This window comes from Stenotrophomonas sp. 57, from assembly GCF_030291075.1.
In the GTDB taxonomy this organism is placed as follows: domain Bacteria; phylum Pseudomonadota; class Gammaproteobacteria; order Xanthomonadales; family Xanthomonadaceae; genus Stenotrophomonas.
This window is the reverse complement of record NZ_CP127407.1, coordinates 1,424,595-1,450,624: the sequence shown is the minus strand read 5'-3', so window position 1 is coordinate 1,450,624 and position 26,030 is coordinate 1,424,595. Positions and strand designations below refer to the sequence as shown.

The window sequence follows — 26,030 nt, the reverse complement described above, 5'->3', positions numbered from 1 at the left end:
GCTCTTTTTTTGTGCCCGGTGGAATGGGAGGTCCGTGCTCCAGCTTTAGGCGCCCCCGCCTTCTGTGGGTGCGCACCGCTGGTGCGCACACCTGCACCTTTGCGTTGCGCGCGAATCAAGCCGATACTCGGCACAGGGAATCAACAGTCATTTAGCAGGAACGAAAATCGCGGACTGTGATGCATTCCTAGGTATTCTTGACCCAATGGAATTGAACGACCCGACATGCCTCCCGAGCTGACAGCTGCCCTGGCGCTCTGCCGCAACCTGCCTTCGCCACCCGGTATTGCCCTGCGCATCATCGAACTGGCACAGGACCCGGAAGCGGACATCGCCACCGCCGCCGACATCATCGCCATCGACATGGCGCTGAGTGCTCGCATGCTGCGCATCGCCAATTCGCCGCTGTACGCCAGCCGTCGCCGGATCGAAAACCTCGGCCAGGCACTGACCATGCTGGGCCTGAATGCCACCATCAGCCTGGCCCTTGGCTTCACCGTCACCGACGGCCTGACCGGCAACAGCGGCGCTGGCCATGACCTGCGCCAACGCGCCTGGAAGCGCAGCATTCTCAGCGCCCTGGCCGCCAGCCAGCTGGGCCAGGCCCGCGGCCTGCGCCGGCTGGAAGAACTGATGCTGGCCGGCCTGCTGCAGGATCTGGGCGTGCTGTGCCTGGCCCAGGCCGAATCGGAGCGCTACCTGCCGCTGTTGCGCGAAGCGCGCGACAACATCGACCTGGTCGCGCGCGAGCGCGACGAACTGGGCTGCAGCCACGCCGAGGTGGGCGCATGGGTGGCCGAGCAGTGGGGCCTGCCGCGCTACCTGGTGGAAAGCATCAGCCACAGCGAGGATGACGACGCTGCCGAATCGCCCTTCCAGGCTTGCGTGCAGCTGTCCGGCGCAGTGGCCGACATCTGGCTGGACGACGACGCCGATGCTGCCCGCGAGCGCGCCCTGCAGCAGGTGCATGACCGACTGGAGCTCGACAGCGCCCGTTTCGACCAGGTCCTGGCCCGCATCAGCGAGGCGCTGCCGGATATCGCCAGCCTGTTCGAGGCCGGCCTGAACTCGCCGTTGCGCGTGCGCGAGCTGATCGACCACGCGCAGGAGCTGGCGACCCTGCGCAACCTGCGCGAGCTGCAGGATGCCGACCAGGCGCGTCGCCGCGCCGACGAATTCGAAGCCCGGGCCAAGCGCCTGGCCGACCAGGCCCATCGTGATGCCCTCACCGGCGTACTCAACCGCCGCCAGCTGGAGGCCGTGCTGGAACAGGAATTCCTGCGCGCCGGCCGCCAGGGCTGGCCGCTGTCGGTGGCGTTCATCGACCTGGACGATTTCAAGAAGATCAATGACGCCCACGGCCACCTGACCGGCGACGAGGTGCTGCGCGCCTTCGCCGGCAAGCTGCAGGGCCAGCTGCGAAACAGCGACACAGTGGCCCGCTTCGGCGGCGAGGAGTTCGTCGCGCTGCTGCCCAACACCAGCGAAACGGTGGCGCTGGACGTGATCCGCCGGGTACTGGCCAACATCGTCGCCACGCCGATGGCCGAACTGGAAGGCGGCCCGCTGTTCGTCACCTTCTCCGCCGGCGTGGCCACCCAGGGCGGCTACGAACGCTTCGCCGACGTGCAGGACCTGCTGCGCGCCGCAGACGACGTGCTGTACCGCTCCAAGAACCTGGGCCGCAACCGGGTGATCGCGCGCTCCCCGGGCGCCCTCGGCCACGACGAGCTGTCAGCGACCGCCGGCGCCGAGCTGGGCTGAACGGGAAGCCCCGGCTGACCGGGGCGCACGCCAGGATTTTGCGCCGCAGTGCACAAAACACTATGGCCCGACGCCGCATGCGCGTAGAATCGCCCGCGATTTCCACGCACCCGAGGTCCCCATGTCCAAGCTCGCCTATCGCCGCATCCTTCTGAAACTGTCCGGGGAGGCGCTGATGGGAGATGAGGACTACGGCATCGACCCGAAGATCATCAACCGCCTGGCCCGCGAGGTCATCGAAGCCCAGCAGGCAGGCGCCGAAGTGGCGCTGGTGATCGGCGGCGGCAACATCTTCCGCGGCGCCGGCCTGGCCGCTGGCGGCATGGACCGGGTCACCGGCGACCAGATGGGCATGCTGGCCACCGTCATCAATGCCCTGGCCATGCAGGACGCCCTGGAAAAGCTGGGCGCCAAGGCCCGGGTGATGAGCGCGATCAAGATCAACGACGTGTGCGAGGACTACATCCGCCGCCGCGCCATCCGCCACCTGGAAAAGGGCCGCCTGGTGATCTTCGCCGCCGGCGTCGGCAGCCCGTTCTTCACCACCGACTCCGGCGCCGCTCTGCGCGCGATCGAGATCGGCGCCGACCTGCTGCTGAAGGCGACCAAGGTGGATGGCGTGTACGACAAGGACCCGAACAAGCACAGCGACGCGGTCCGTTTCGACAGCCTGAGCTACGACGAAGTGATCCGCCGCGGCCTGGAGGTGATGGATACCGCCGCCTTCGCACTGGCCCGCGACAGCGACCTGCCGATGCGCGTGTTCGACATGGGCCAGCCGGGCGAGCTGCTGAAGATCCTCAGCGGCGAGAACATCGGCACCCTCGTCCAGGGCCGCGATCCGGCCTGAGCCTGAGCGCAAGGCGACAACCGGGCCGATTCAGGCCCGGCAGCGTCCCGTATTCGCCTATAATCGCCCGATTCCAGATACATCCAGGACCGGGCGATGCTCAACGACATCAAGAACAACGCGCAGACGCGCATGGCCAAGAGCATCGACGCTCTGAAGCACACCCTCACCTCCATCCGGACCGGGCGTGCCACGCCGGCCCTGCTGGACCGCGTGACGGTCAATGCCTATGGCAACGCCAGCACCCCGCTGAACCAGGTTGCGTCGATCTCCAACGCCGATGCGCACTCGCTGCTGGTCACGCCGTTCGACAAGGGCATGATCAAGGAGATCGAAAAGGGTCTCTACAACGCCGAGTTCACCCCGAACACGCTGGGTACCGCGATCCGCATCAACATGCCGCCGCCGACCGAAGAGCGCCGCAAGGAACTGGTCAAGCAGGTGCAGAAGGAAGGCGAAGGCGCCAAGATCGCGATCCGCAACATCCGTCAGGACGCGAACAAGGAAATCGCCAAGCTGGTCAAGGACAAGGCGATCAGCGAAGACGAGAAGAAGCGCGGCGAAGACGACATCCAGAAGCTGACCGACGCCAACATCAAGGACGTCGACAAGGTCGTTGCCGACAAGGAAAAAGAACTGCTGTCGGTCTGAAGTCGATGCCTTCAGTCCCGCCTCCGTTGCCGGCCGCCCTGCCCCGCCACGTTGCCATCATCATGGATGGCAACGGTCGCTGGGCACAGCAGCGCCGTCGCCCGCGCGTGATCGGCCATCGTGCCGGCGCGCGCGCGGTCAACCGTACCATCGAGCGCTGCCTTGAACTGGGCATTCCGGCGCTGACCCTGTTCGCGTTTTCCAGCGAGAACTGGGGCCGGCCGCAGGAAGAAGTCGATGCCCTGATGAAGCTGTTCCTCGGCGCGCTCGACCGCGAAGTGGACGAACTTCATCGGCGCGGCGTGCGCGTGCGCTTCATCGGCGAACGCGAGCGCTTCGGTGCCGGCCTGGTCAGCCGCATGCAGCTGGCCGAACAACGCACCGCCGACAATTCCGCACTGACCCTGTCGATTGCCGCCAGTTACGGTGGCCGCCAGGATATCGCCCGCGCCGCACGTGCCCTGGCCGCGGAAGTCGCCGCCGGCCGCCTGCTGCCCGAACAGATCGACGAATCGCTGCTGGGCAGCCAGGTCGCCCTGGCCGACCTGCCGCCGCCGGACCTGTTCATCCGTACCGGTGGCGACACCCGTATCAGCAACTTCCTGCTGTGGCAGCTGGCCTACACCGAGCTGTGGTTCACCGAGGCCCTGTGGCCGGACTTCGACGCCGACCTGCTGCAGCAGGCGCTTGACGCCTATGGCAGCCGCGAACGTCGTTTCGGCCTGACCAGCGCCCAGATCGCCGCACTGGCCACCGAGACCTCCAGCCCATGACCAAGACCCGAGTCCTCGCCGCGCTGATCATGGCGCCGGTCGCCATCGCTGCGATCCTGCTGCTGCCGACGCAATGGCTGGCCGCCGCCGCCGCCGCCGTGCTGCTGATCGGCCTGTGGGAATGGCTGAAGCTGTCCGGCATCGAAGACACCCTCGCGCGCACCGTGCTGCTGGTGCTGAACCTGCTGCTGATGGTGCTGCTGGTGTGGGCCGATGGCAGCACGCTGGTGCTGTTCCAGATCACCACGTTGGCCGGTGTCGCCTGGTGGCTGGCCGCACTTGTCTGGCTGCGCTTCTTCAACTTCGGCGCGCAGCCGACGGCGCCCTCGCGCATCGTGAAGATGCTGGCCGGCACCCTGGCCATCGTTCCGGCCTGGGCAGCGCTGGTGCTGATCCACGCCGGCGGTGACCCGCCGGGCAAGCAGGGCCACCTGTGGCTGCTGGCCGCGCTGGCACTGGTGTGGGCAGCCGATTCGGGCGCCTACTTCGCCGGCCGTCGCTTCGGCAGGCACAAGCTGGCGCCGCGCATCAGCCCCAACAAGACCTGGGAAGGCCTGTTCAGTGGCCTGCTGGCCGGTGTCGCCGTGGCCGTCGGCCTGGGCTGGCTGGCGGGCATCGACGTCGCGCAGCTGCCGGGCCTGCTGATCACCTCGGTGGTGGCGGTGTTCGCCTCGGTGCTGGGTGATCTGTTCGAAAGCCTGATCAAGCGTCACGCCGGTGCCAAGGACTCGGGCAACCTGATTCCGGGCCATGGTGGCGTGCTCGACCGTGTCGACGGCGTCCTCGCCGCCGTGCCGGTGTTCGCGCTGGGCAAGGAAATCTTCGGGTTCTGACCATGAATGCTGTCGCAGACCTGCGCCGGGTCGCCGTATTCGGCGCCACCGGCTCAATCGGTGCCTCCACGCTGGACGTGATCGCCCGCCACCCGCAGCGCTACCAGGCCACGGTGCTGGCCGCCGGCCGCCAGGTGCAGGCGCTGCTGGCGCTATGCCGCCTGCACACGCCCGCGCACGCGGTGATCGCCGATGAATCGCTGTATGCCGAGCTGCGCGATGGCCTGCGCGACGCCGGGCTTGCCACGCAGGCCCATGCCGGTCATGCCGCGCTGGACCAGCTGGCCGCCAGCGATGCCTGCGACACCGTGGTCGCGGCCATCGTCGGCGCCGCAGGGCTGTCCTCGACCCTGGCCGCCGCCGCCGCAGGCAAGCGGATCCTCCTGGCCAACAAGGAATCGCTGGTGCTGGCCGGCGAGCTGCTGACCCGTACCGCCGAACGCGCAGGCGCCGAAATCATCCCGATCGACAGCGAGCACAGCGCGATCTTCCAGTGCCTGCGCTCGCGCGACGCAAGCATCGACGGCGCCGGCGTGCGCCGGATCCTGTTGACCGCCTCCGGTGGCCCCTTCCGTGGCCGCAGCCGTGCCGAGCTGGCCCAGGTTACCCCGGCCCAGGCCGTAGCCCACCCGAAGTGGTCCATGGGCCCGAAGATCTCGGTCGATTCGGCGACGTTGATGAACAAGGGCCTGGAAGTGATCGAGGCCCACCACCTGTTCGGCATCCCCGGTGAGCGCATCGAGGTACTGGTGCACCCGCAGAGCCTGGTGCATTCGCTGGTCGAGTTCGTCGACGGCTCGACCCTGGCGCAGATGGGCCTGCCGGACATGCGCACCACCCTGGCGGTCGGACTGGGCTGGCCGCAACGGATCGAATCGGGCGTGGCCGGGCTGGACCTGCTGGCGCAGGGCCGGCTGGATTTCGAAGCCCCCGACACCGACGCTTTCCCCTGCCTGGCCTTGGCCTGGCAGGCCATGCAGGCCGGCGGTACTGCCCCGGCGGTGCTGAACGCCGCCAACGAAGAGGCGGTTTCAGCGTTTCTTCAGGGCCGGATCGGTTTCCTGACCATCCCGGAGCTCGTAGCTAACGCTCTTTCAACACTGCCGACGCAAGCAGCCGATACACTGGAGGTCCTGTTGTCCGCCGACCAGCGGGCACGCCAGCTGACCCTGAACGCCATCGACGCCGCCTGAACGACCGCCTCGCACACGCATGACGACGCCGCCCCTGCCCGCCAATGTGAGCCTGCATGACTGACTTCATCGGATCGGTCTGGTGGATGATCGTCAGCCTCGGGCTGCTGGTCACGTTCCACGAGTTCGGGCATTACTGGGTCGGGCGCCTGTGCGGGGTCAAGATTCTGCGCTTCTCGGTCGGCTTCGGCCGCCCCCTGTGGTCGCGCCGCGACAGGCACGGCACCGAGTTCGCCATCGCCGCGATTCCACTGGGCGGCTACGTGAAGTTCCTCGACGAGCGCGAGGTTGAAGTCCACCCGCACGAGCGCGGCCAGGCCTTCAACCACAAGACCGTCTGGCAGCGCATCGCCATCGTGGCCGCCGGGCCGATCGCCAACCTGCTGCTGTGCATCCTGCTGCTGTGGGCGATGTTCGTGATCGGCAAGCAGGACTACTCGCCGACCATCGGCCGGGTCGATGGCATCGCCGCCCGCGCCGGCCTGGTCAGTGGCGACCGCGTGCTGCGCGTGGATGACCGCCAGGTGGTCACGCTGGGTGAGGCAAGCATGGCGCTGACCGCGGCCGCGATGGATCGCCGCGACGTGAAGCTGGAAGTGCTCGACCCCGCAGACCAGGTGCACGTGCGCACCCTGCCGCTGTCGCAGCTGCCCAGCGGTTTCGATGAACGACGGGTGCCGATCCTGGCGGGCCTGTACTGGCAGTCGTGGCTGCAACCAGCGCTGGTCGACTCGTTGACCGCCGATTCAGTGGTGGCCGGGCAGCTGCAGCCAGGCGACCTGATCGTAGCGATCGACGGCCAGCGCATCGACAGCGTCGACCAGGTGATCGGCGAGATCCAGGCCCTGGGCCGTGCCGGCGGCCCCGGCATGATCGAGGTACTGCGTGGCGGTGAACGCCTCGCACTGGAAGTCACCCCGCGGCAGGGCAAGGATGGCAGGGGCAACCCGGTCTGGCAGATCGGCGTCGGCTTCCCCACCACCTACAGCCCTGCCTACGACACCCTGCTGCGCTACGGGCCGCTGGACGCGGTGACCGTCGCCGTGCGCGAAACCGGCCGCCTGGCCGCCGATTCGCTGGGCATGATGGGCCGCATCGTCACCGGCAAAGCCTCGCTGCAGAACGTTTCCGGGCCGGTCACCATCGCCCGCGTGGCCAATGTTTCGGCCAAACGCGGCCTCGACTGGTTCCTGCAGTTCCTGGCCCTGCTGTCGCTCAGCCTGTGCATCATCAACCTGTTGCCGATCCCGATCTTGGACGGCGGCCACCTGCTGTATTACCTTATCGAGTTGGTCAAGGGCAGCCCGCTGAGCGAGCGTGCCATCGCCGCCGGCCAATACATCGGCCTGGCGCTGCTGGCCGGGCTGATGGGGTTGGCGTTCTACAACGACATCCTCGGCCTGGTCCCGCGATGAACTTTTCCACGTTGTTGCCGTCTACAGCGTCGGCATCCCGCACCAATGAAATCGACCTTCCTACCGGACGTGACATGACGCGACTCCCCAATCGCCGCCTGCTGGCCCTCGCCCTCGCCGCCGTCACCGGCGCTCCCGCCCTGGCCCAGGCAGCCGAGCCCTTCACTGTCAGCGACATCCGCGTCGACGGCCTGCAGCGCATCAGCTCGGGCACGGTGTTCACCTACCTGCCGGTGGAACGTGGCGAGACCATCACCGACAACAAGGTCGGCGAGACCATCCGCGCCCTGTACAAGACCGGCTTCTTCGAAGACGTACAGCTGGACCGCCAGGGCAGCATCCTGGTGGTGACGGTCAAGGAACGCCCGGCGATCAACAAGCTGACCGTGACCGGCAACAAGGACATCAAGTCCGAGCAGCTGCTCAAGGGCCTGTCCGACATCGGCCTGACCGAGGGTGGCACCTTCGACCGCCTGAGCCTGGACCGCGTGACCCAGGAACTGCGCCGCCAGTACAACGACCGCGGCAAGTACACCGTCGAGATCACCCCGACCGTGAGCCCGCTGGACCGCAACCGCGTGGACATCGCGATCGCGATCAAGGAAGGCAAGGCAGCCAAGATCCGCCACGTCAACCTGGTCGGCACCGAGAAGTTCGAGAGCAAGGACATCCTGGAGACCTGGGAATCCAAGGAGCACAACTGGGCGTCGTGGTACCGCCGTGACGACCAGTACTCCAAGGAAAAGCTGTCCGGCGACCTGGAAAAGCTCAACTCCTGGTACCTGGACCGCGGCTACGTCGACTTCAGCATCGATTCCACCCAGGTTTCGATCAGCCCCGACAAGCGCGACATGTTCCTCACCGCCGGCGTGACCGAAGGTGCGCAGTACAAGATCTCCGAGATCAAGGTCAGCGGTGACACCATCCTCCCGCAGGAGGACGTCGAGCGCATGGTGATCCAGAAGCCGGGCGACACGTTCTCGCGTGCGCTGCTGGAATTCAGCTCGGACACCATCACCAACTCGCTGTCCAACATCGGCTACGCGTTCGCCAAGGTGAACCCGATCCCGACCACCAACCGCCCCGACCAGACCGTGGCGATCAACATGCAGGTCGTTCCGGGCCCGCGCGTGTCGGTGCGCCGCATCCTGTTCCGCGGCAATACCCGCACCTCCGACGAAGTGATGCGTCGCGAAATGCGCCAGTTCGAGAACAGCTGGTACTCGCAGGCCGCGATCGACCGTTCCAAGATCCGCCTGCAGCGCCTGGGCTACTTCGAGTCGGTGGACGTCGAAACCCCGGCCGTCAGCGGCAGCAACGACCAGGTCGACGTCGTCTACAACGTCAAGGAAACCACCTCCGGCAGCTTCGTGTTCGGCCTGGGCTACTCGCAGTCCTACGGCATGACCACGTCGGTGCAGCTGTCGCAGAACAACTTCCTCGGCGGCGGCAACCGCGTGTCGGTGGAAGCCTCGCGCAGCAGCTACCTGCAGCGCTATGGCTTCAGCTACACCAACCCGTACTTCACCGATGACGGCGTGTCGCTGGGCTACAACCTGTCCTGGCGCGAGCTGGACTACTCCGACTTCAACACCGCGCAGTACAACAGCACCAATGGTTCGGCGCAGGTGGTGTTCGGCGTGCCGATCACCGAGACCGACACCGTCTCGCTGATGTTCGGCATCGACAGCAACCAGATCACCACCTACCAGGGCTCCACCCCGCAGTCGATCATCGACTACATCAACGTGCTGGGCAGCAAGACCTTCCACGCATGGCGCACGGAGCTGGGCTGGGCACGCGACTCGCGCAACGACTATTTCATGCCGACCCGCGGTACCTACCAGCGTGTTGGCCTGGAGACCACCCTGCCGGGCTCGACCATCGAGTACTACAAGCTGAATTACCAGATCAGCAAGTACTGGCCGATCATGCCGTCGCTGGTCATCAATACCCGCGCCGAAATCGGCTACGGCGACAGCTACGGCAAGGACAAGACCGCGATGGTGCCGGACAAGGACGGCAACCTGCGCTCTGTCACTGCATCGGGCCTGCCGTTCTACGAGAACTTCTATGCAGGTGGTACCAACTCGGTGCGCGGCTTCGAGGACAACACCCTCGGCCCGCGCGAAGTCACCGCCGGTTATCCGGAAGGCCAGCCGCTGGGTGGTTCGCTGAAGACCGTCGGTTCGGTCGAAGCCTACTTCCCGCGCCTGTTCGACAGCCCGTCGGCACGCGTGTCGGCCTTCGTCGACTTCGGTAACGTCTATACCGGCGTGGACAACTTCAAGGCCAACGAGCTGCGCGTCTCCACGGGTGTGGCCTTGCTGTGGCGCGCCCCCGTCGGCCCGATCTCGATCAGCTACGCGTTCCCGCTGAAGAAGGAAGACGGCGACAAGATCGAACGCCTGCAATTCACGTTCGGTGGGCAGTTCTGACGAACCGCGTGGCGGTTCGCCAGAACTGCACGCGCATCCCTCCTATCCCCCGCGCCGCTGGCGCGCCCCCCTTAACAAAGGGGGGCTCTCCACCAGACGGGATGCGAAGCGCCGGGCTCTGCCCGGCGTTTTCGTTTGGCCCGGATGCCGGAAACGCCCGCTCTGCTTTTGATCTTTTCTGTTTTTCCGTGGCTGGCACTCGCGCCACGCCGTCGGAGGTCGGACGGGGCGGGGCTGCGGGGGTGTGAGCCGCATGGATGCGGCGACCAAGGCTACATGGACGTACTTGCGCCGCCCCCCGCAGCCCCGCCCCGTCCGACCCAGCCCATGACACTGGCTCTGCCGGCCGCGAGTGGCCCTGCCGTTGGCTGCATGCCCCCCCGCATGACCGAAATGGCGTCTCACGTTAAACTCCCGCCGTGAATACTCCCACCTACACCGCCCAGCAACTCGCCGAGCAGTTCGGCCTGCAGGTCCATGGCGACCCCGCCACCGCCATCCATGGCGTGGCCACCCTCGCCCATGCCGGTCCTGGCCAGCTGACCTTCCTCGCCAACCCGCGCTACCGCGCCCAGCTGGCCGACAGCCAGGCCTCGCTGGTGGTCCTGCGTGCCGACGACGCCGAAGCCGCCCCCGGCGCCGCGCTCGTTGCCAAGGACCCGTACACCACGTTCGCCAAGATCGCCGCGCTGTTCGACATCGCACCGACGCGCCCGCCGGGCATCCACCCCAGCGCCGTCATCGATCCCAGCGCCCGGGTCGCGGCCAGCGCCCATATCGGTCCCTTCGTCTCCATCGGCGCGCGCAGCGTGGTCGGCGAGAACTGCATCATCGGCGCCGGCAGCGTGATCGGCGAGGACTGCAACCTGGACAACGGCTGCGAGCTGATCGCCCGGGTCACCCTGGTTACCCGGGTCACGCTCGGCAAGCGCGTGCGCGTCCACCCCGGTGCCGTACTCGGTGCCGATGGCTTCGGCCTGGCAATGGACGCCGGCAAGTGGATCAAGGTGCCGCAGCTCGGCGGCGTGCGCATCGGCGACGACTGCGAGATCGGCGCCAACACCTGCGTCGACCGTGGTGCCCTGGAAGACACCGTGCTGGACGAAGACGTGCGCCTGGACAACCTGGTGCAGATCGCGCACAACGTGCAGATCGGCGCGCACTCGGCCATCGCCGGCTGCACCGGCATTGCCGGCAGCGCCAAAATCGGCCGCTACTGCCTGCTCGGCGGCCATGTCGGCGTGGTCGGCCACCTCGAGATCTGCGACAAGGTCGTGATCACCGGCAAGTCCGTGGTCCGCAATTCCATCCATGAGCCGGGCGAGTACTCGTCCGGCACCCCGTTGACCGACAACCGCACGTGGCGCAAGAACGCCGCGCGCTTCAAGCAGCTGGACGCATTGGCACGCCGCGTCCTGGCTGCTGGCAAGGAGAAAGAATGAACGACACGCTGCAGCTTCCGATCGACGTCTGCCAGATCCAGGAACTGCTTCCGCACCGTTACCCGTTCCTGCTGGTGGACCGGGTGCTTGAACTCGACATCGATGCCAAGCGCATCCTGGCGCAGAAGAACGTCAGCATCAATGAGCCGTTCTTCCAGGGCCACTTCCCGGGCCGTCCGATCATGCCCGGCGTGCTGATCATCGAAGCGCTGGCGCAGGCCGGTGGCGTGATGACCCAGCTGACGCTCGGCCGCGACTCGCAGTCCAAGCTGTTCTACATGGTCAAGGTGGAAAACGCCCGCTTCAACAAGCAGGTCGTCCCCGGCGACGTGCTGATGCTGGATGTGCAGATGAAGCGCCTGATCCGCAACATGGGCTGGTACTACGGCGAAGCCAAGGTCAACGGTGAAGTCGTTGCCTCGGCCGAAGTCATGTGTGCCGGCGCCAAGGGCTGATCCACGGAGACAGCAATGACTGACAACGCACCACGGATCCACCCGACCGCCGTCATCGACCCGGCCGCGCGCCTGGCCGACGACGTCCAGGTGGGCGCGTTCACCCTGATTGGTGCCGATGTGGAAATCGGTGCCGGCACAGTGGTCGGCCCGCACTGCAGCATCCACGGCCCGACGAAGATCGGCCGCGACAACCGCTTCGTGGGTCACGCCGCGATCGGTGGCGACCCGCAGGACAAGAAGTTTGCCGGCGAGCGTACCGAACTGGTGATCGGCGACCGCAACGTGTTCCGCGAGTTCGTCACCCTGAACCGCGGCACCGGCGGCGGCGGCGGCATCACCACCATCGGCAACGACAACTGGATGCTGGCCTACACGCACGTGGCGCATGACTGCCATGTCGGCAACTTCTGCGTGTTCTCCAACAACACCACGCTGGCCGGCCACGTGACCGTGGGCGACTACGTGATCATCAGCGGCTTCGCCGGCGCCCACCAGTTCTGCCGCATCGGCGCGCATGCCTTCCTCGGCATGGGCGCGCTGACCAATGGCGACGTACCGCCGTTCACCATGGTCGGCACCGATTCGCTGGGCCGCCCGCGCGGCATCAACAGCGAAGGCCTGAAGCGCCGCGGCTTCGATGCCGAGCGCATCTCCGCCATCAAGCGTGCCTACCGCACTCTGTATGTGGCGGGCCTGCCGCTAGCAGAAGCCAAGGTGCAGCTGACCGAACAGGCGCGTGACAGTGATGACGTGAAGGCGATGCTGGACTTCATCGAGCACGCCGAGAGGCCCTTGCTGCGATGAGCAGCGCGACCGGCCAGGCGCCGGCCGGCGCCGCCGTGATTCCGCTGGCCTCGATGGCCGGCAGCGTCCCCGCGCAGCGGGTGCTCAGCGAGCGCCCGTTGCGGATCGCCCTTGTTGCGGGTGAAGCCTCTGGCGATCTGCTCGGTGCGGGCCTGGTACGCGAACTGAAAGCACGCTTCCCGAATGCCGAATTTGCCGGCATCGGCGGCGATGCCATGCGCAGCGCCGGCTGCCAGACCTGGCACGATGCCAGCGAACTGGCGGTGATGGGCCTGACCGAGGTGCTGCGCCATCTTCCGCGCCTGCTGAAACTGCGCTCGGCCTTCCGCCAGCGTGCGTTGGAGTGGCGGCCGGACGTGTTCATCGGCATCGACGCGCCCGACTTCAACCTGGGCATCGAGCGCTGGCTGAAGCAGCGCGGCGTGCGCACCGTGCATTACGTCAGCCCCTCGGTCTGGGCCTGGCGCGAGAAGCGCGCGGAGAAGATCGGCAGCAGCGCCGACCTGGTGCTGTGCCTGTTCCCGATGGAACCGCCGATCTATGCCAAGCACGGCATCGACGCGCGCTTCGTCGGCCACCCGATGGCCGATGACATTCCGCTGCAGGGCAACCGCGAGGAAGCCCGCGCCGCGCTCGGCCTGCCGACCTCGGCCAAGGTGCTGGCGGTGCTGCCGGGCAGTCGCCTGGGCGAGATCTCGCGCCTGGGAGAACCGTTCTTCGAAGCCGCCTGGCAGGTCTCCGAACGCATCCCGGGCCTTCATGTGGTGGTGCCTGCGGCCAACCCGGCCTGCAAGCGCCTGATCGAAGAGCAGCTGTCACGCTCGGCGTTGCCGGTGGCGTTCTCGCACGTGCTCGACGGCGAGGCACGCAACGCGATGATCGCCGCCGATGTGGTGGTACTGGCCTCCGGTACCGCGACCCTTGAGGCGATGCTGGTGAAGCGGCCGATGGTGGTCGGCTACCGCGTCAACGAGCTGACCTACCGCCTGGTCAAGGCGCTGGGCCTGATCAAGGTGGACCGCTTCGCCCTGCCCAACATCCTGGCCGGCCAGGACCTGGCGCCGGAGCTGATGCAGCACGACTGCACACCGGACAAGCTGGCCGCGGCCGTCCAGCAATGGTTCGACCACCCACAGCGGGTGACCGACCTGCAGGACACCTACGCGCGCCTGCACGAGCGCCTGCGCCGCAACGCCTCCGCACGCGCCGCCGACGCCGTGGGCGAGCTGCTGATGCGCGGCCAGGCACAGGCATGAGCCGGCGCCATGCCGCAGCGGCCAGCCTGGCGTTGTTCGACGGCGCCGCGGTGGTCGAGCCGGAGCGCCTGGTCGCCGGCGTCGACGAGGCCGGCCGCGGTCCGCTCGCCGGACCGGTGGCGGTGGCAGCAGTGGTGTTCGATCCATCCCGGCCGCGCATCAACGGCCTGGACGATTCCAAGCAACTCACCGCGGCCCGCCGCGAGCAGCTGCATGACCGCATCGTCGAACGCGCTCTGGCCTGGCACGTCGTGCTGGTGGACGCCGACACCATCGACCGCCTGAACATCTACCAGGCCACCCTGCAGGGCATGCGCGATGTTGTTGCAGCGGTGGCCCATGTGGCCGGCTTCGCGCGCATCGACGGCAACGTGGTGCCCAAGGGCCTGGTGGTGCCGGCGCAGGCGCTGGTCGGCGGCGACGGCATCGACCGCGCGATCATGGCCGCTTCGATCCTGGCCAAGGTCTCGCGCGATCGCTATATGCAGGACGTGCACGCCCGCCACCCGCAGTATGGGTTCGAGCAGCACAAGGGCTATGGCACCCCGGCTCACCTGGCCGCGCTGCGCGAGCACGGCCCATGCCCGGAGCATCGCCGCAGCTTCGCCCCGGTGCGTGAGTGCCTGGAAGTGCCGCCGGTTGTGGCGGCCATCGCCTGAGCCTGCTGGAGGTGTAGAGCCGAGCCCATGCTCGGCTGTCCGCAGCAGCCGGGCATGGGCCCGACTCTACAGAAAGCAGCCTCCAGCACGCCTGAACTCGGCCGTCTTCCCGGGCATGTCAAGAGCTTGTCGCCTCCCCCTGCCCTCGCTACCCTGACCGGGCACTCCAGCGCTTCCCGACCCCGGCGACGATTTCCCCGTCAGCACCCGGGGCCCGCGCGCTCCAACCTGGTCCGGCATGTCCAACTCCCGCTTCGTACATCTCCACGTCCACACCGAGTTCTCGCTGGCGGACTCCACCATCCGTGTGCCGGCCAAGCCGGACCAGGCGGACCCGAAGAAGGCCAAGCAGGCCAACCTGCTGTCGCGCTCGGTGGAACTCGGCCTGCCCGCATTGGCGGTGACCGACCTCAACAACCTGTTCGCCCTGGTCAAGTTCTACAAGGCGGCCGAAGGCGTGGGCATCAAGCCGATCGCCGGCGCCGACGTGCTGATCGCCGAGGAAGGCCAGGACCCGTGGCGGATGACCCTGCTGTGCCGCGACCGCGAGGGCTACCTGAGCCTGTCGCGGCTGCTGACCCGCGCCTGGATGGAAGGCCATCGCCCGGAAGGCGGTGTGGCCATCCATCCGGACTGGCTGAAGGCCGGCAACGCCAACCTGTTCGCGCTGGCCGGCCGGCAGAGCCTGGCCGGGCGCCTGGCGCTGGACGGCAAGCATGAGCTGGCCGAGCAGCAGCTGGCCGACTGGCAACGCGTGTTCGGCGACGGCCTGCACCTGGAACTGACCCGTACCGGCCGCGAGGGCGAGGAAACCTTCAACCAGTTCGCGCTGATGGCGGCCGGCCAGCGTGGCCTGCCGGTGGTGGCCAGCAATGATGTGCGCTTCCTGTCGCCCACCGATTTCAGCGCGCACGAAGCGCGCGTGTGCATTTCCACCGGCCGCGTGCTGGACGATCCCAAGCGCCCGCGCGAGTACAGCGACCAGCAGTACCTGAAGTCGGCCGAGGAGATGTGCGCGCTGTTCGCCGACATCCCCGATGCGATCGACAACACGCTGGCGCTGGCCGAGCGCTGCAACATCGAGATGCGGCTGGGCACCTACTTCCTGCCCAACTACCCGGTGCCCGACGACGAGACCCTGGACACCTGGATCCAGAAGATGTCGCGCGACGGCCTGGAAGAGCGCCTGGAGAAGAATCCGCTGGCGCCGGGCAAGACCCGCGAAGAGTATTTCGAGCGCCTGGAGTTCGAGCTCAACACCATCATCAAGATGGGCTTCCCGGGCTACTTCCTGATCGTGGCCGACTTCATCCAGTGGGGCAAGAATCAGGGCATCCCGATCGGCCCGGGCCGTGGTTCCGGTGCCGGTTCGCTGGTGGCGTGGGCGCTGAAGATCACCGATCTGGACCCGTTGCCGTACAACCTGCTGTTCGAGCGCTTCCTGAACCCGGAACGCGTGTCGATGCCCGACTTCGACATCGACTTCTGCATGGACCGCCGCGACGAGGTGATCGACTACGTCGCACGCAAGTACGGGCGCGAGCGCGTCAGCCAGATCATCACCTACGGCACCATGGCCGCCAAGGCGGTGGTGCGCGACTCCGGTCGCGTGCTCGGCTTCCCGTACGGCCTGGTCGATGGTGTTTCCAAACTGATCCCGAACATCCTGGGCATCCACCTGAAGGATGCACTGGGCAAGGGCAAGGAAGGCCCCAGCTCGGAAATGGCCTCGCCGGAACTGATCCAGCGCTACGAGACCGAGGACGATGTCCGCGACCTGATCGACCTGGCGCTGCAGCTGGAAGACCTGACCCGCAACGCCGGCAAGCATGCCGGTGGCGTGGTGATCGGGCCCGAGCCGCTGAGCGAGTTCTGCCCGCTGTACGCCGAGCACGACGAGAACGGGCTGGGCAAGAACCCGGTCACCCAGTTCGACAAGAACGACGTGGAAGAAGTGGGCCTGGTGAAGTTCGACTTCCTCGGCCTGCGTACGCTGACCATCATCGACTGGGCGGTGAAGGCGATCAACAAGCGCCATGAGCGCGCCGGCATTCCGCCGGTGGACATCGCCGCGATCCCGCTGGACGACACGCCCACCTACAAGGACATCTTCGCCAACGGCAATACCGGCGCGGTGTTCCAGTTCGAATCTTCGGGCATGCGCCGCCTGCTGAAGGATGCGCGCCCCGACCGCTTCGAGGACCTGATCGCGCTGGTGTCGCTGTACCGCCCCGGCCCGATGGACCTGATTCCTTCCTTCAACGCGCGCAAGCACGGCCAGGAAGAAATCATCTATCCCGATCCGCGCACCGAAGCGATCCTGAAGGACACCTACGGCATCATGGTGTACCAGGAGCAGGTGATGCAGATGGCGCAGATCGTCGGCGGCTACTCGCTGGGCGGCGCCGACCTGCTGCGCCGTGCGATGGGCAAGAAGGTGCCGGCCGAAATGGCCAAGCACCGCGAGATCTTCCGCGAAGGCGCGGCCAAGGACGGCGTCGACGAAGCCAAGGCCGATGCGATCTTCGACCTGATGGAGAAGTTCGCCGGCTACGGCTTCAACAAGTCGCACGCCGCCGCCTATGCGCTGGTCAGCTACCAGACCGCGTGGCTGAAGCGCCATTACCCGGCCGAGTTCATGGCGGCCACGCTGTCGTCCGACCTGGACAACACCGACAAGGTGGTCGGCTTCCTCGACGAGGTGCGCAACCTTGGCCTGACCGTACTGCCGCCCAAGGTGAACCAGTCGGCCTTCATGTTCGAAGCGGTCACCCCGGACACCATCCAGTACGGCCTCGGTGCGATCAAGGGCGTCGGCCAGGGTGCCTGCGAGGCGGTGGTCGAGGAGCGGCTGAAGGGCGGCCCGTTCAAGGACCTGCTCGACTTCTGCACCCGCGTCGGCTCGGCCAAGCTCAACCGGCGCACGCTGGAAGCGATGATCAACTGTGGTGCGCTGGACGAGCTCGGCCGCAACCGTGCCTCGCTGATGCTGCAGCTGCCGGAAGTGATCAAGGCCACCGACCAGATGGCCCGCGAACGCGCTTCGGGACAGAACTCGCTGTTCGGTGGCCCGGACCCGAGCGCGACCACGATCCAGCTGGACCTGCCCGAAGCCGAGGAGTGGCCACTGTTGCAGCGCCTGAACGGCGAGCGCGACACGCTGGGCTTCTATCTCAGCGGCCACCCGTTCGATCCCTGGCGCGACGACGTGCGCGACCTGGTCGGCAACGACCTGGGCGCGGTGGAGAAGATCTGGAGCGCCAACAGCGGTGGCGGTGGCGGCGGCGAAAAGCGCTGGCGCCCGGAAGTGCAGACCGTGCTGGCCGGCCAGGTGGTCGGTGTGCGCCGCAAGGGCGAGAGCCAGATCTTCATCCAGCTGGAAGATGGGCGCGGCCGCGTCGAGTGCAGCGCGTTCTCCGACGCGATGGCCGAGTTCGGGCACCTCATGACCAAGGACCGCATCCTGGTGGTCAAGGGCGGCCTGCGCGAGGACGAGTTCAACGGCGGCTACGCACTGCGCATCCGCCAGTGCTGGGACTTCGACGAAGTCTGCGCCAACTACGCCACCCGGCTGTCGCTGCGCTTGGACCTGCGCCAGCAGCGCCCGGTATGGGAGCGCGTCAATGCCCTGCTCGACCGCCATCGCCCCGGGCGCACCCCCCTGCGCCTGGACCTGCTGCTGAAGGGCCCGCAGGGCGGCGTGGCCGGCATGCTCGATGTCTCCGGGCAGAGCGCGGTGCGCATCGACTCCAAACTGATGGAGGCGCTGCGCGCCGACCCGGCCGTGCGCACGCTGAAAGTCCGCTACAGCCCACCGTGGGCCAGCTGAGGCTGGCTCGCGCGTTTTCCTGAACCCCTGTTTCCCCGTTCCAAGTATCAAGGACGATTGCCGATGAAGACCCTGCTGTTCCCGTTTGCCGCCGCTCTGGCCCTGGCCGCCTGCTCGCCGTCGAAGATCGAGTTCCAGATCGACAACCCGACCGACACGCCGCTGGCGCTGAGCATCGATGGCAAGGACCTGCCGGTGGCCGCACAGGGTTCGCGCCCGATCTCGCTCGCCGTCGGTGAGCACCGCCTGCACACCGACAAACTGGGCGACGTGCGCTTCATCGTCTACGTCGATGGCCGCGGCGGACTGATCAACCCGACCCTGAGCGAGTACGTGGTCGCCCGCGAGATCTACGTCACCGACGAGACCAAGCTGAAGAACTTCGGCACCGGCAAGGCCGGCATCGAGCTGGGCGGCGTCGACTTCGAAGGTCCGTTCGAGAAGCACCACGAACTGTTCATCGACAAGACCTGGACCTACGGCGTGCGCGAGCCCTTCCCGAAGGAAAAGGTGGTGGCCCACGTCGACGCCAGCGGCGGCCAGATCGTGGCCAAGGTGTTCACCGCGCCGGACTTCATCGCCTACGTCGAAGAAGGCATGGGCGAACCCGGCGCGTTCAAGCGCGAGCAGCCGGCCGGCTACGTGGCCCCGGCCTACCGCCTGGAACCCGCCCCGGCCAGCCTGCCGGCGCTGGTACCGGCCTTCGAGGCCCATGCGGCGCCGCTGCGCGAAGTCTATGCGCGCTGGCTGAAGGCCACCACCGCCGATGAACAGAAGGCCCTGCGCAAGCAGGACTTCGCCGCGCAGATGGCCTTCACCTCGGCCACCGCCCCCCTGGGCAGCGGGCTGGGCCGTGAGGCCAACGAGGCCTACAACGACTTCGTCTCCCAGCGCAGCCAGCTGATGGGCCGCAGCGCCCTGGTGGTGCCCTGAGCTGACTGGCGCCCTTTGCCCGGCTGCGCTACCGTCGCCTTCCAGACGAGGGCGTACGGGTGGTTTGCACGCATTCGGCTAGAATTCCCCTCTTCTTTACACGACGGCTTCCGATGAATCCGAACTACCTCGACTTCGAGCAACCCATCGCCGACCTGGAAGCCAAGATCCAGGAGCTGCGCAACGCCAGTGCCGGGCCGGCGGTAAATGTCGAGGCGGAAGTGCACGCGCTGCAGGACAAGCTGCGCATGCGCACCGCGCAGATCTTCCGCAACCTGACCTCGTGGCAGGTGCTGCAGCTGGCCCGCCACCCGTCGCGTCCGTATACCGCCGACTACATCCGCGTCATGTTCGATGAGTTCCAGGAGCTGGCCGGTGACCGCGCCTTCGCCGACGACAAGGCCATCGTGGGCGGTCTGGCCCGCATCAATGGCCGTTCCGTGATGGTGATCGGCCACCAGAAGGGCCGCGACACCAAGGAAAAGATCAAGCGCAACTTCGGCATGCCCAAGCCGGAGGGCTACCGCAAGGCCCTGCGCCTGATGAAGATGGCCGAGCGTTTCGGCCTGCCGGTGCTGACCCTGATCGACACCGCCGGCGCCTGGCCGGGTATCGATGCCGAATCGCGCGGCCAGTCCGAAGCGATCGCGCGCAACCTGATCGAGATGGCCGAACTGAAGGTGCCGATCATCTGCACCGTGATCGGTGAAGGCGGCTCCGGCGGCGCGCTGGCGCTGGGCGTGGGCGACCGCACCGTGATGCTGGAATATGCGGTGTACTCGACCATCACCCCGGAAGGCTGCGCCTCGATCCTGTGGAAGGACGCCGGCAAGGCCAAGGACGCCGCCGAACAGCTGGGCCTGACCGCCCCGCGCCTGAAGAGCCTGGGCCTGGTCGACAAGGTCGTGCGCGAGCCGACCGGTGGCGCCCACCGCAACCCGACGCAGATGGCCAAGCGCCTGAAGGCCGTGCTGCTGAACGAGCTGGATGCGCTGGAAAAGCTGTCCACCGAACAGCTGCTGGAACAGCGCTACACCCGCCTGCGCAGCTACGGCACGTACGAAGCCGCCTGATTCATCGGCTCATTACTTTCTTGCTCGTGCAAGAAAGTAACCAAAGAACACGCCGCCGAACGCGAGCCGGTGCCACGCACCGGTTCCCTGCACTTCTCGGTGAATCAGGGGACGGCGCCGAACTCGCTGCGCTCAGACATCGGCGCCTCTTCGCCCCTGTTTCACCTGCGATGCTCGGCTCGCTCATGGCGGACCTGAACATCAAAAGCCACAGCTGCACCCAGTAGATCCACGCCATGCGTGGATGCTTCTGCTTTGGCGAAGAATCAAGCGAACCCGTAGAGCCAAGCATAGCTCTACGGATAACGGACTGTCAGAACGGCTTGGCCAGCACCAGCCAGACGATCGGGATGAACGCCAGCAGCGGGATCTCGTTGATCCAGCGCAGCGCGCGCGACGACGGCAACCCCCTGCCCTTGGCCACGCCCTTCAGCAGGCGCCCGATCCAGATGAAGTACGCCAGCAGCAGCACCACCAGCCCCAGCTTGGCATGCAGCCAGCCGGCGCCGCCCGGCGCGACCATGGTCGGGAAATCCGGGATGACCCTGTAGCCCAGCCACAGCACCAGGCCCAGCAGGAAGGCCAGGCCGAACATCGAATGACCGAAGCGGTACAGGCGCAGGCCCATCAGCTGCAGGCGCTCGGTCACTGCCGGTTGCCCCGCCGTCTCGGCCAGGTTCACCAGGATGCGCGGCAGGTAGAACACCGTAGCCATCCACGCCACCACGAACACGATGTGGAAGGTCTTCACCCAGTAGTAGCTCTGCATGCGCTTGCTCCGGCGGCTGGCGTAGATGGGCGGCCATTCTCGCATGCCATGGCCGATCCTCTCCGCGCGACGCCGCCGCGACGGATCGACGCATGGCGCGCCGCGACGCCGTACGATAGGCGCCGTTTCCCGACCGCACGACGCCTGCATGGACAAGACCTACGACGCCGCTTACTTCCAACGCTGGTACCGCCGTGCCGACATCGGCGGCAGCGCCCGCCTGGCGCGCAAGGTCGCCTTGGCCGTAGCCAGTGCCGAGTACTACCTGGAGCGGCCGATCCGCAGCGTGCTGGACATCGGCTGCGGCGAAGGCGCCTGGCGTGCGCCGTTGCTGAAGCTGCGTCCGAAGGTCGAATACCTGGGCTTCGACAGCAGCGAGTACGCTGTGCGCCGCTACGGTCGAACCCGCAACCTGCACCTGGCCGCCTTCGGTGATTTCGCCTGGCTGCGGCCCTGCGCCCCGGTCGACCTGCTGGTGTGCTCGGACGTGATGCATTACGTGCCCAACCGCGAGCTGCGCGCCGGCCTGGCCGGCGTGGCCGAGCTGACCGGTGGCGTGGCCTTCCTGGAGACCTTCGCCGCCGAGGATGAATTCGACGGCGACCACGAGGGCTTCCAGGCCCGTCCGGCGCGCTGGTACCGGCGCGAGCTGGGCCGCCACGGCCTGCAGCCGGTCGGCTCGCACCTGTGGCTGGGCCCGGAACTGGCCGGCGAAGCGGCGGCGCTGGAACGGATGTGAATCCGGATTCATTTTTTTTGCCCCGCTTAACCTGCGGGACACCTGGATGGGATATGCTGCGCGGCAACATATGACCATACATATTCGGTCGGCATGCTCTATCAACTGCACGAACTGACCCGCAACCTGCTCGCCCCCTGGGTGCACCAGGCCCAGGCCAACGCCCGCTTCTTCACCAACCAGGGCCACTGGTGGTCGCAGATGCCCGGCGCTGATCGCCTGGCGGCCGTCAATGAACTGTTCCATCGCATCGGCAAGGATTACGAGAAGCCCGAATGGGGCATCAACGAAATCGAGGTCGACGGCGAGCGCGTGCCGATCGTGGTGCATGAGGAAGTGAGCAAGCCGTTCTGCAAGCTGCTGCGCTTCAAGCGCCACAGCAATGAAGCCGACCAGCTGCACACGATGCTCAACCAGCCGTTCGTGCTGGTGGTGGCGCCGTTGTCCGGCCACCACGCCACGCTGCTGCGCGATACCGTGCGCACGCTGCTGCGCGACCACCGCGTGTACGTGACCGACTGGGTCGACGCGCGCATGGTGCCGGCCAGCGAGGGCGAATTCGGCCTGGACGACTATATTGCCTACATCCAGGAATTCATCCGCCACCTCGGCGTTGAGCGCCTGCACGTGGTGAGCGTGTGCCAGCCGACCGTACCGGTGCTGGCCGCAGTTTCTCTGATGGCCAGCCGTGGCGAACCGACGCCGCGCACGCTGGTGATGATGGGTGGCCCGATCGACGCGCGCTGCAGCCCCACCGCAGTGAACAACCTGGCCACGCAGAACCCGCTGTCGTGGTTCGAGAACAACGTCATCCACACGGTGCCGGCCAGTTACCCCGGCGCCGGTCGCCGCGTCTACCCGGGCTTCCTGCAGCACGCCGGCTTCCTGTCGATGAACCCCAGCCGCCACTTCAGCTCGCACTGGGATTTCTACACCGACCTGGTCAAGGGCGACCTGGAAGACGCCGATGCGCACCGTCGCTTCTACGACGAGTACAACGCAGTGCTGGACATGCCGGCCAAGTACTACCTGGACACCATCCGCGTGGTGTTCCAGGACTTCCTGCTGCCGCGTGGCGAGTGGGTCGTCAATGGCGAGAAGGTCGATCCGTCGGCGATCCGTGACACCGCCCTGCTGAGCATCGAAGGCGAGCTGGACGACATCGCCGGCCTCGGCCAGACCGAAGCTGCGCAGGCGCTGTGCACCGGCATCAGCGCTGACCGTCGCGAGCATTTCATCGTCGAAGGTGCCGGCCATTACGGCATCTTCAGCGGCCGCCGCTGGCGCGAGGTGGTGTACCCGAAGGTGCGCGACTTCTTCGCCGCCCATGCCGAAGCACCGGCGGCGAAGGCGACGAAGAAGAAGAGCAACGTCACCCCGTTGCGGCGCAAGGCGGGGTAGTCCCCCGCTCTGCCCAGAAGCCCGGGGTCGGATCCGCGATCAGAGCCCTGTTCTGCGAACAGGGATCCGACCCCTGCCGCTTACAGCCGCACCAGCAGGTTCTTGGCGATCAACCCATGCAGCTTGCCGATGCCGCGCGCCAGGTGCATCGTCAACAGCAACAGCAGCACGCCCACCGCAGCGACCGCGATCGCCACCAGCGGCGATGCCGCCATCGGCAGTACATTCACGCCATCGACGTACACGCCCGGAATCTCGCCACTGAAGATCGCCGCCACCGGCGCCCAGATCAGTCCCAGCGACAGCGACAGCAACGTCACCGCGATGGTGAAGTAGATGACGCCCAGCGGCAGCATCAACACGAAGTACAGCAGCGTCAGCCAGGTGCGGCCGTCGGTGAACATGTCGCCGATGCGCTGCAGCCAGGTGCGGCTGCGGTCGGTGTAACGCGGACGGCGCGGCATGCGCTCGCCCAGCAGCGCTTCCACCAGCCGCCCTTCCAGCAGCGCCAGCCCGCGCACCGAGCCGAAGAACAGCACGGTCAGCGGAATACCGATGATCAGGATCAGCAGGCCCAGCGACAATGACAGGCCGGTTACCACCCAGGTGAAGAAGAAGATGCCGGTGGCCAGCGACAGCAGCATGTAGAACAGCGCACCGTAGGTGTGCGGATCGGTCACCACGCCGAAGAAGCGCGCCAGCAACGAACGCTGCACCGGCGCCGGCGGCGGTGAGGCCGGCTCGACGCCACTGGCTTCCGCCGCCGCACGCAGCACCGGCGCGGTATCCGCACGCGGCGTACGCAGCGCGCGGTTCACCGTCACTTCGGTCTCGCGGTAGATCTCGGCCACTTCGTCCGGCGCACCGTAGCTGCCGGCCACATCAGCGATCACCCCGGCTTCGCTGCGGCCGGGCTGCGCGGCCAGCTCCGAGCGCAGGTACTCCTCGGCGTCGTACAGCGCGTCCTGCACCATCGCCGGGTCGGCGCCTTCCAGCGCCGCGCGCAGCTGCGCCAGGTACTGCGGGATGGTGGTGGGCAGGGCGCGGCCTGCCAGGCTCGGGTCGTTCATTGTGGTACCCCCTCCAACACGGAATCGACGGAATCGCGGGTGGCCTGCCAGGCCTGGCGCCACTGCGCCAGCACTTCGCGGCCACGCTCATTGATGCGGTAGTAGCGGCGCGGCGGACCGCTGCTGGACGGCTCCACGTGGCTTTCCAGCAGGCCGGCGCCCTCCAGGTTGCGCAGCACCGGGTACAGCGCGCTCTGCTTGCCGCTCAGCACGCCCTCGCCCACCCGCTCCAGCTCCTTGGCAATGAGGTAGCCGTACAGCGGCTCCCCGGCCCGGGCCAGCACCGCCAGCAGGGCCAGCGACACCGTTCCGGCGCTCAGCTCCTTCTGGAACTTCTTCAGGTGGACATCGTCTTCGACCATGACCTGCCCTCCACTACGTTGAAGTCCACAGTAGTGCGAAGTTCGGTATAGCGAATGTGTCGTTAGTCATCGTGCCGGTTGGCGAGACCAGGCCGCTCGCGCAGAATCGAAGCCTCGTTCATGTTCCGGGGATCCCATGCCGCACCGTCGTCGCCTTGCCCTGACCGCCCTCGCACTGGCCTGCCTGCTGCCTTCGCTGGCCAGCGCCGCCACCCCGTACCGCAGCCCGCAGCAGATCCTCGACGCCTCGGCCGCCAGCGACTGGCGCACCCCGGACCCGGCCAACCTGCTCTACATGGATCTGCCCGCCGGGCGGGTGATCATCGAGCTGGCGCCGCAGTTCGCCCCGCGGCACGTGGCCAACATCCAGACCTTCGCGCATGAGCACTTCTGGGACGGCACCAGCATCTACCGCTCGCAGGACAACTTCGTGGTGCAGTTCGGCGATGCCGACGCCGATGACGCGGCCAAGGCCAAGCCGTTCGGCAGTGCGGCGCGCAAGCTGCCGGCCGAGTTCGAACGTGCCAGCGCCGGCCTGAAGGTGAGCGTGCTGCCGGATCGCGACGGCTGGGCGGCACAGACCGGTTTCGTCGACGGCTTCCCGGTCGGCCAGGACCCGCAGGCCGGCAAGGCCTGGCTGACGCACTGCTACGGCATGCTCGGCGCCGGCCGCAGCAACGAGGAAGACAGCAGCATCGGTGCCGAACTGTACGTAGTGACCGGCCAGTCGCCGCGCCAGCTGGACCGCAACATCACCCTGGTCGGTCGCGTGCTGAAGGGCATGGAGCTGCTCAGCGCGATCCCGCGCGGCCCGGCACCGATGGGCTTCTACACCGACCCGACGCTGCGCACGCCGATCGTGTCGATCCGCCGCGTCAGCGATGTGCCGGTGGCCGAGCGCACACCGATCCAGGTGCTGCGCACCGATTCGAAGACGTTCGCCGAGACGGTGGAGGCGCGACGCAACCGCATGGATGATTTCTACAAGCGCCCGGCGGGGCATATCGATCTCTGCAATATTCCGGTGCCGGTGCGCTGATGGTTTCCTGCGCGTGGCACGTGCTGAAGGCGCTTCATTGTTCATGGGCGTCACTTTTCTTTTCGCGCGAAAAGAAAAGTAACCAAAAGAAACGCGCCGCCAGGTCGCGAGCCGCCGTGCTTCGCACGTCGGTCCCCTCCGCTTCTCGGTGAATCAGGGGACGGTGCCGAACTCGCTGCGCTCAGACATCGGCACCTCTTCGCCCCTGATTCCCCTGCGATGCTCGGCTCGCTCAAGGCGGATCCAAGATCAAGAGCCACAGCTGCACGACGATGTTTG

At 67.0% G+C, this 26,030-nt stretch carries 21 protein-coding genes and 1 pseudogene; 19 read left to right on the top strand and 3 right to left on the bottom strand.

Features of this window, described 5'->3' with window-relative positions:
* Positions 1–225: 225 nt before the first annotated feature.
* From QP512_RS06630 to QP512_RS06555, 16 genes and pseudogenes are all read left to right on the top strand, one after another.
* The gene (locus QP512_RS06630; RefSeq protein WP_286071431.1) at positions 226–1,764 is read left to right on the top strand and encodes a GGDEF domain-containing protein; all 1,539 of its coding nucleotides are present in this window, start codon (positions 226–228) and stop codon (positions 1,762–1,764) included.
* A 121-nt stretch (positions 1,765–1,885) separates the two neighbouring features.
* The gene (pyrH, locus tag QP512_RS06625; RefSeq protein ID WP_010486325.1) at positions 1,886–2,614 is read left to right on the top strand and encodes a UMP kinase; all 729 of its coding nucleotides are present in this window, start codon (positions 1,886–1,888) and stop codon (positions 2,612–2,614) included.
* 96 nt (positions 2,615–2,710) lie between these two features.
* Positions 2,711–3,265: a ribosome recycling factor gene (gene frr, locus QP512_RS06620; protein WP_057497699.1), complete on the top strand. Its 555-nt coding sequence runs from the start codon at positions 2,711–2,713 to the stop codon at positions 3,263–3,265.
* Between the two features lie 5 nt (positions 3,266–3,270).
* Positions 3,271–4,038 carry a polyprenyl diphosphate synthase gene (gene uppS / locus QP512_RS06615; protein ID WP_286071430.1) on the top strand — a complete coding sequence of 256 codons (768 nt, stop codon included), beginning with the start codon at positions 3,271–3,273 and terminating at the stop codon, positions 4,036–4,038.
* Complete coding sequence (locus QP512_RS06610; protein ID WP_286071429.1) at positions 4,035–4,871, top strand: phosphatidate cytidylyltransferase; 837 nt, start codon at positions 4,035–4,037, stop codon at positions 4,869–4,871. Before uppS ends, QP512_RS06610 begins: the two co-directional genes overlap by 4 nt.
* Positions 4,872–4,873: 2 nt before the next feature.
* Positions 4,874–6,064: a 1-deoxy-D-xylulose-5-phosphate reductoisomerase gene (locus tag QP512_RS06605; protein ID WP_286071428.1), complete on the top strand. Its 1,191-nt coding sequence runs from the start codon at positions 4,874–4,876 to the stop codon at positions 6,062–6,064.
* A 56-nt stretch (positions 6,065–6,120) separates the two neighbouring features.
* Complete coding sequence (gene rseP / locus QP512_RS06600) at positions 6,121–7,479, top strand: RIP metalloprotease RseP (RefSeq protein ID WP_286071427.1); 1,359 nt, start codon at positions 6,121–6,123, stop codon at positions 7,477–7,479.
* Between the two features lie 74 nt (positions 7,480–7,553).
* Positions 7,554–9,917, top strand: coding sequence for an outer membrane protein assembly factor BamA (gene bamA / locus QP512_RS06595; RefSeq protein ID WP_286071426.1), 2,364 nt, complete (start codon positions 7,554–7,556; stop codon positions 9,915–9,917).
* Positions 9,918–10,336: 419 nt separating this feature from the next.
* A complete protein-coding gene (gene lpxD, locus QP512_RS06590; protein ID WP_286071425.1) occupies positions 10,337–11,359 on the top strand; it encodes a UDP-3-O-(3-hydroxymyristoyl)glucosamine N-acyltransferase in 1,023 nt (340 codons plus the stop codon).
* A complete protein-coding gene (gene fabZ / locus QP512_RS06585; RefSeq protein ID WP_032128326.1) occupies positions 11,356–11,814 on the top strand; it encodes a 3-hydroxyacyl-ACP dehydratase FabZ in 459 nt (152 codons plus the stop codon). Before lpxD ends, fabZ begins: the two co-directional genes overlap by 4 nt.
* 15 nt (positions 11,815–11,829) lie before the next feature.
* Positions 11,830–12,621 carry an acyl-ACP--UDP-N-acetylglucosamine O-acyltransferase gene (gene lpxA, locus QP512_RS06580; RefSeq protein WP_286071424.1) on the top strand — a complete coding sequence of 264 codons (792 nt, stop codon included), beginning with the start codon at positions 11,830–11,832 and terminating at the stop codon, positions 12,619–12,621.
* 92 nt (positions 12,622–12,713) lie between these two features.
* Positions 12,714–13,877: pseudogene (gene lpxB / locus QP512_RS06575) on the top strand (lipid-A-disaccharide synthase); the annotation flags it as partial.
* A complete protein-coding gene (locus QP512_RS06570) occupies positions 13,874–14,536 on the top strand; it encodes a ribonuclease HII (RefSeq protein ID WP_286071423.1) in 663 nt (220 codons plus the stop codon). The pseudogene lpxB and the gene QP512_RS06570, both read left to right, overlap by 4 nt.
* Before the next feature lie 238 nt (positions 14,537–14,774).
* A complete protein-coding gene (gene dnaE, locus QP512_RS06565) occupies positions 14,775–18,365 on the top strand; it encodes a DNA polymerase III subunit alpha (protein ID WP_286071422.1) in 3,591 nt (1,196 codons plus the stop codon).
* 63 nt (positions 18,366–18,428) lie between these two features.
* Complete coding sequence (locus QP512_RS06560; protein ID WP_286071421.1) at positions 18,429–19,298, top strand: hypothetical protein; 870 nt, start codon at positions 18,429–18,431, stop codon at positions 19,296–19,298.
* Between the two features lie 113 nt (positions 19,299–19,411).
* Positions 19,412–20,371: an acetyl-CoA carboxylase carboxyltransferase subunit alpha gene (locus QP512_RS06555; RefSeq protein ID WP_286071420.1), complete on the top strand. Its 960-nt coding sequence runs from the start codon at positions 19,412–19,414 to the stop codon at positions 20,369–20,371.
* A 313-nt stretch (positions 20,372–20,684) separates the two neighbouring features.
* Here the strand turns inward: QP512_RS06555 and QP512_RS06550 are convergent, their stop codons facing one another.
* Entirely contained in the window at positions 20,685–21,140 is a 456-nt protein-coding gene (locus tag QP512_RS06550; protein WP_286072000.1) for a CopD family protein, read from the bottom strand.
* A 148-nt stretch (positions 21,141–21,288) separates the two neighbouring features.
* Here QP512_RS06550 and QP512_RS06545 point away from each other — a divergent pair, with 148 nt between their 5' ends.
* Together QP512_RS06545 and phaZ are read left to right on the top strand one after the other, a co-directional pair.
* Positions 21,289–21,879 (top strand): class I SAM-dependent methyltransferase, encoded by a 591-nt coding sequence (locus tag QP512_RS06545; protein ID WP_286071419.1) that lies wholly within the window; start codon positions 21,289–21,291, stop codon positions 21,877–21,879.
* Positions 21,880–21,972: 93 nt separating this feature from the next.
* On the top strand, positions 21,973–23,280 hold the full coding sequence (gene phaZ / locus QP512_RS06540; RefSeq protein ID WP_286071418.1) for a polyhydroxyalkanoate depolymerase: 1,308 nt from the start codon (positions 21,973–21,975) through the stop codon (positions 23,278–23,280).
* An 80-nt stretch (positions 23,281–23,360) separates the two neighbouring features.
* Here the strand turns inward: phaZ and QP512_RS06535 are convergent, their stop codons facing one another.
* Entirely contained in the window at positions 23,361–24,350 is a 990-nt protein-coding gene (locus tag QP512_RS06535; protein ID WP_286071417.1) for a sensor domain-containing protein, read from the bottom strand.
* A complete protein-coding gene (locus tag QP512_RS06530; protein WP_021203665.1) occupies positions 24,347–24,712 on the bottom strand; it encodes a PadR family transcriptional regulator in 366 nt (121 codons plus the stop codon). Before QP512_RS06530 ends, QP512_RS06535 begins: the two co-directional genes overlap by 4 nt.
* A 136-nt stretch (positions 24,713–24,848) precedes the next feature.
* On the opposite strand from QP512_RS06530, the gene QP512_RS06525 reads away from it, so the two are divergent.
* On the top strand, positions 24,849–25,751 hold the full coding sequence (locus QP512_RS06525; protein WP_286071416.1) for a peptidylprolyl isomerase: 903 nt from the start codon (positions 24,849–24,851) through the stop codon (positions 25,749–25,751).
* Positions 25,752–26,030: the final 279 nt, after the last annotated feature.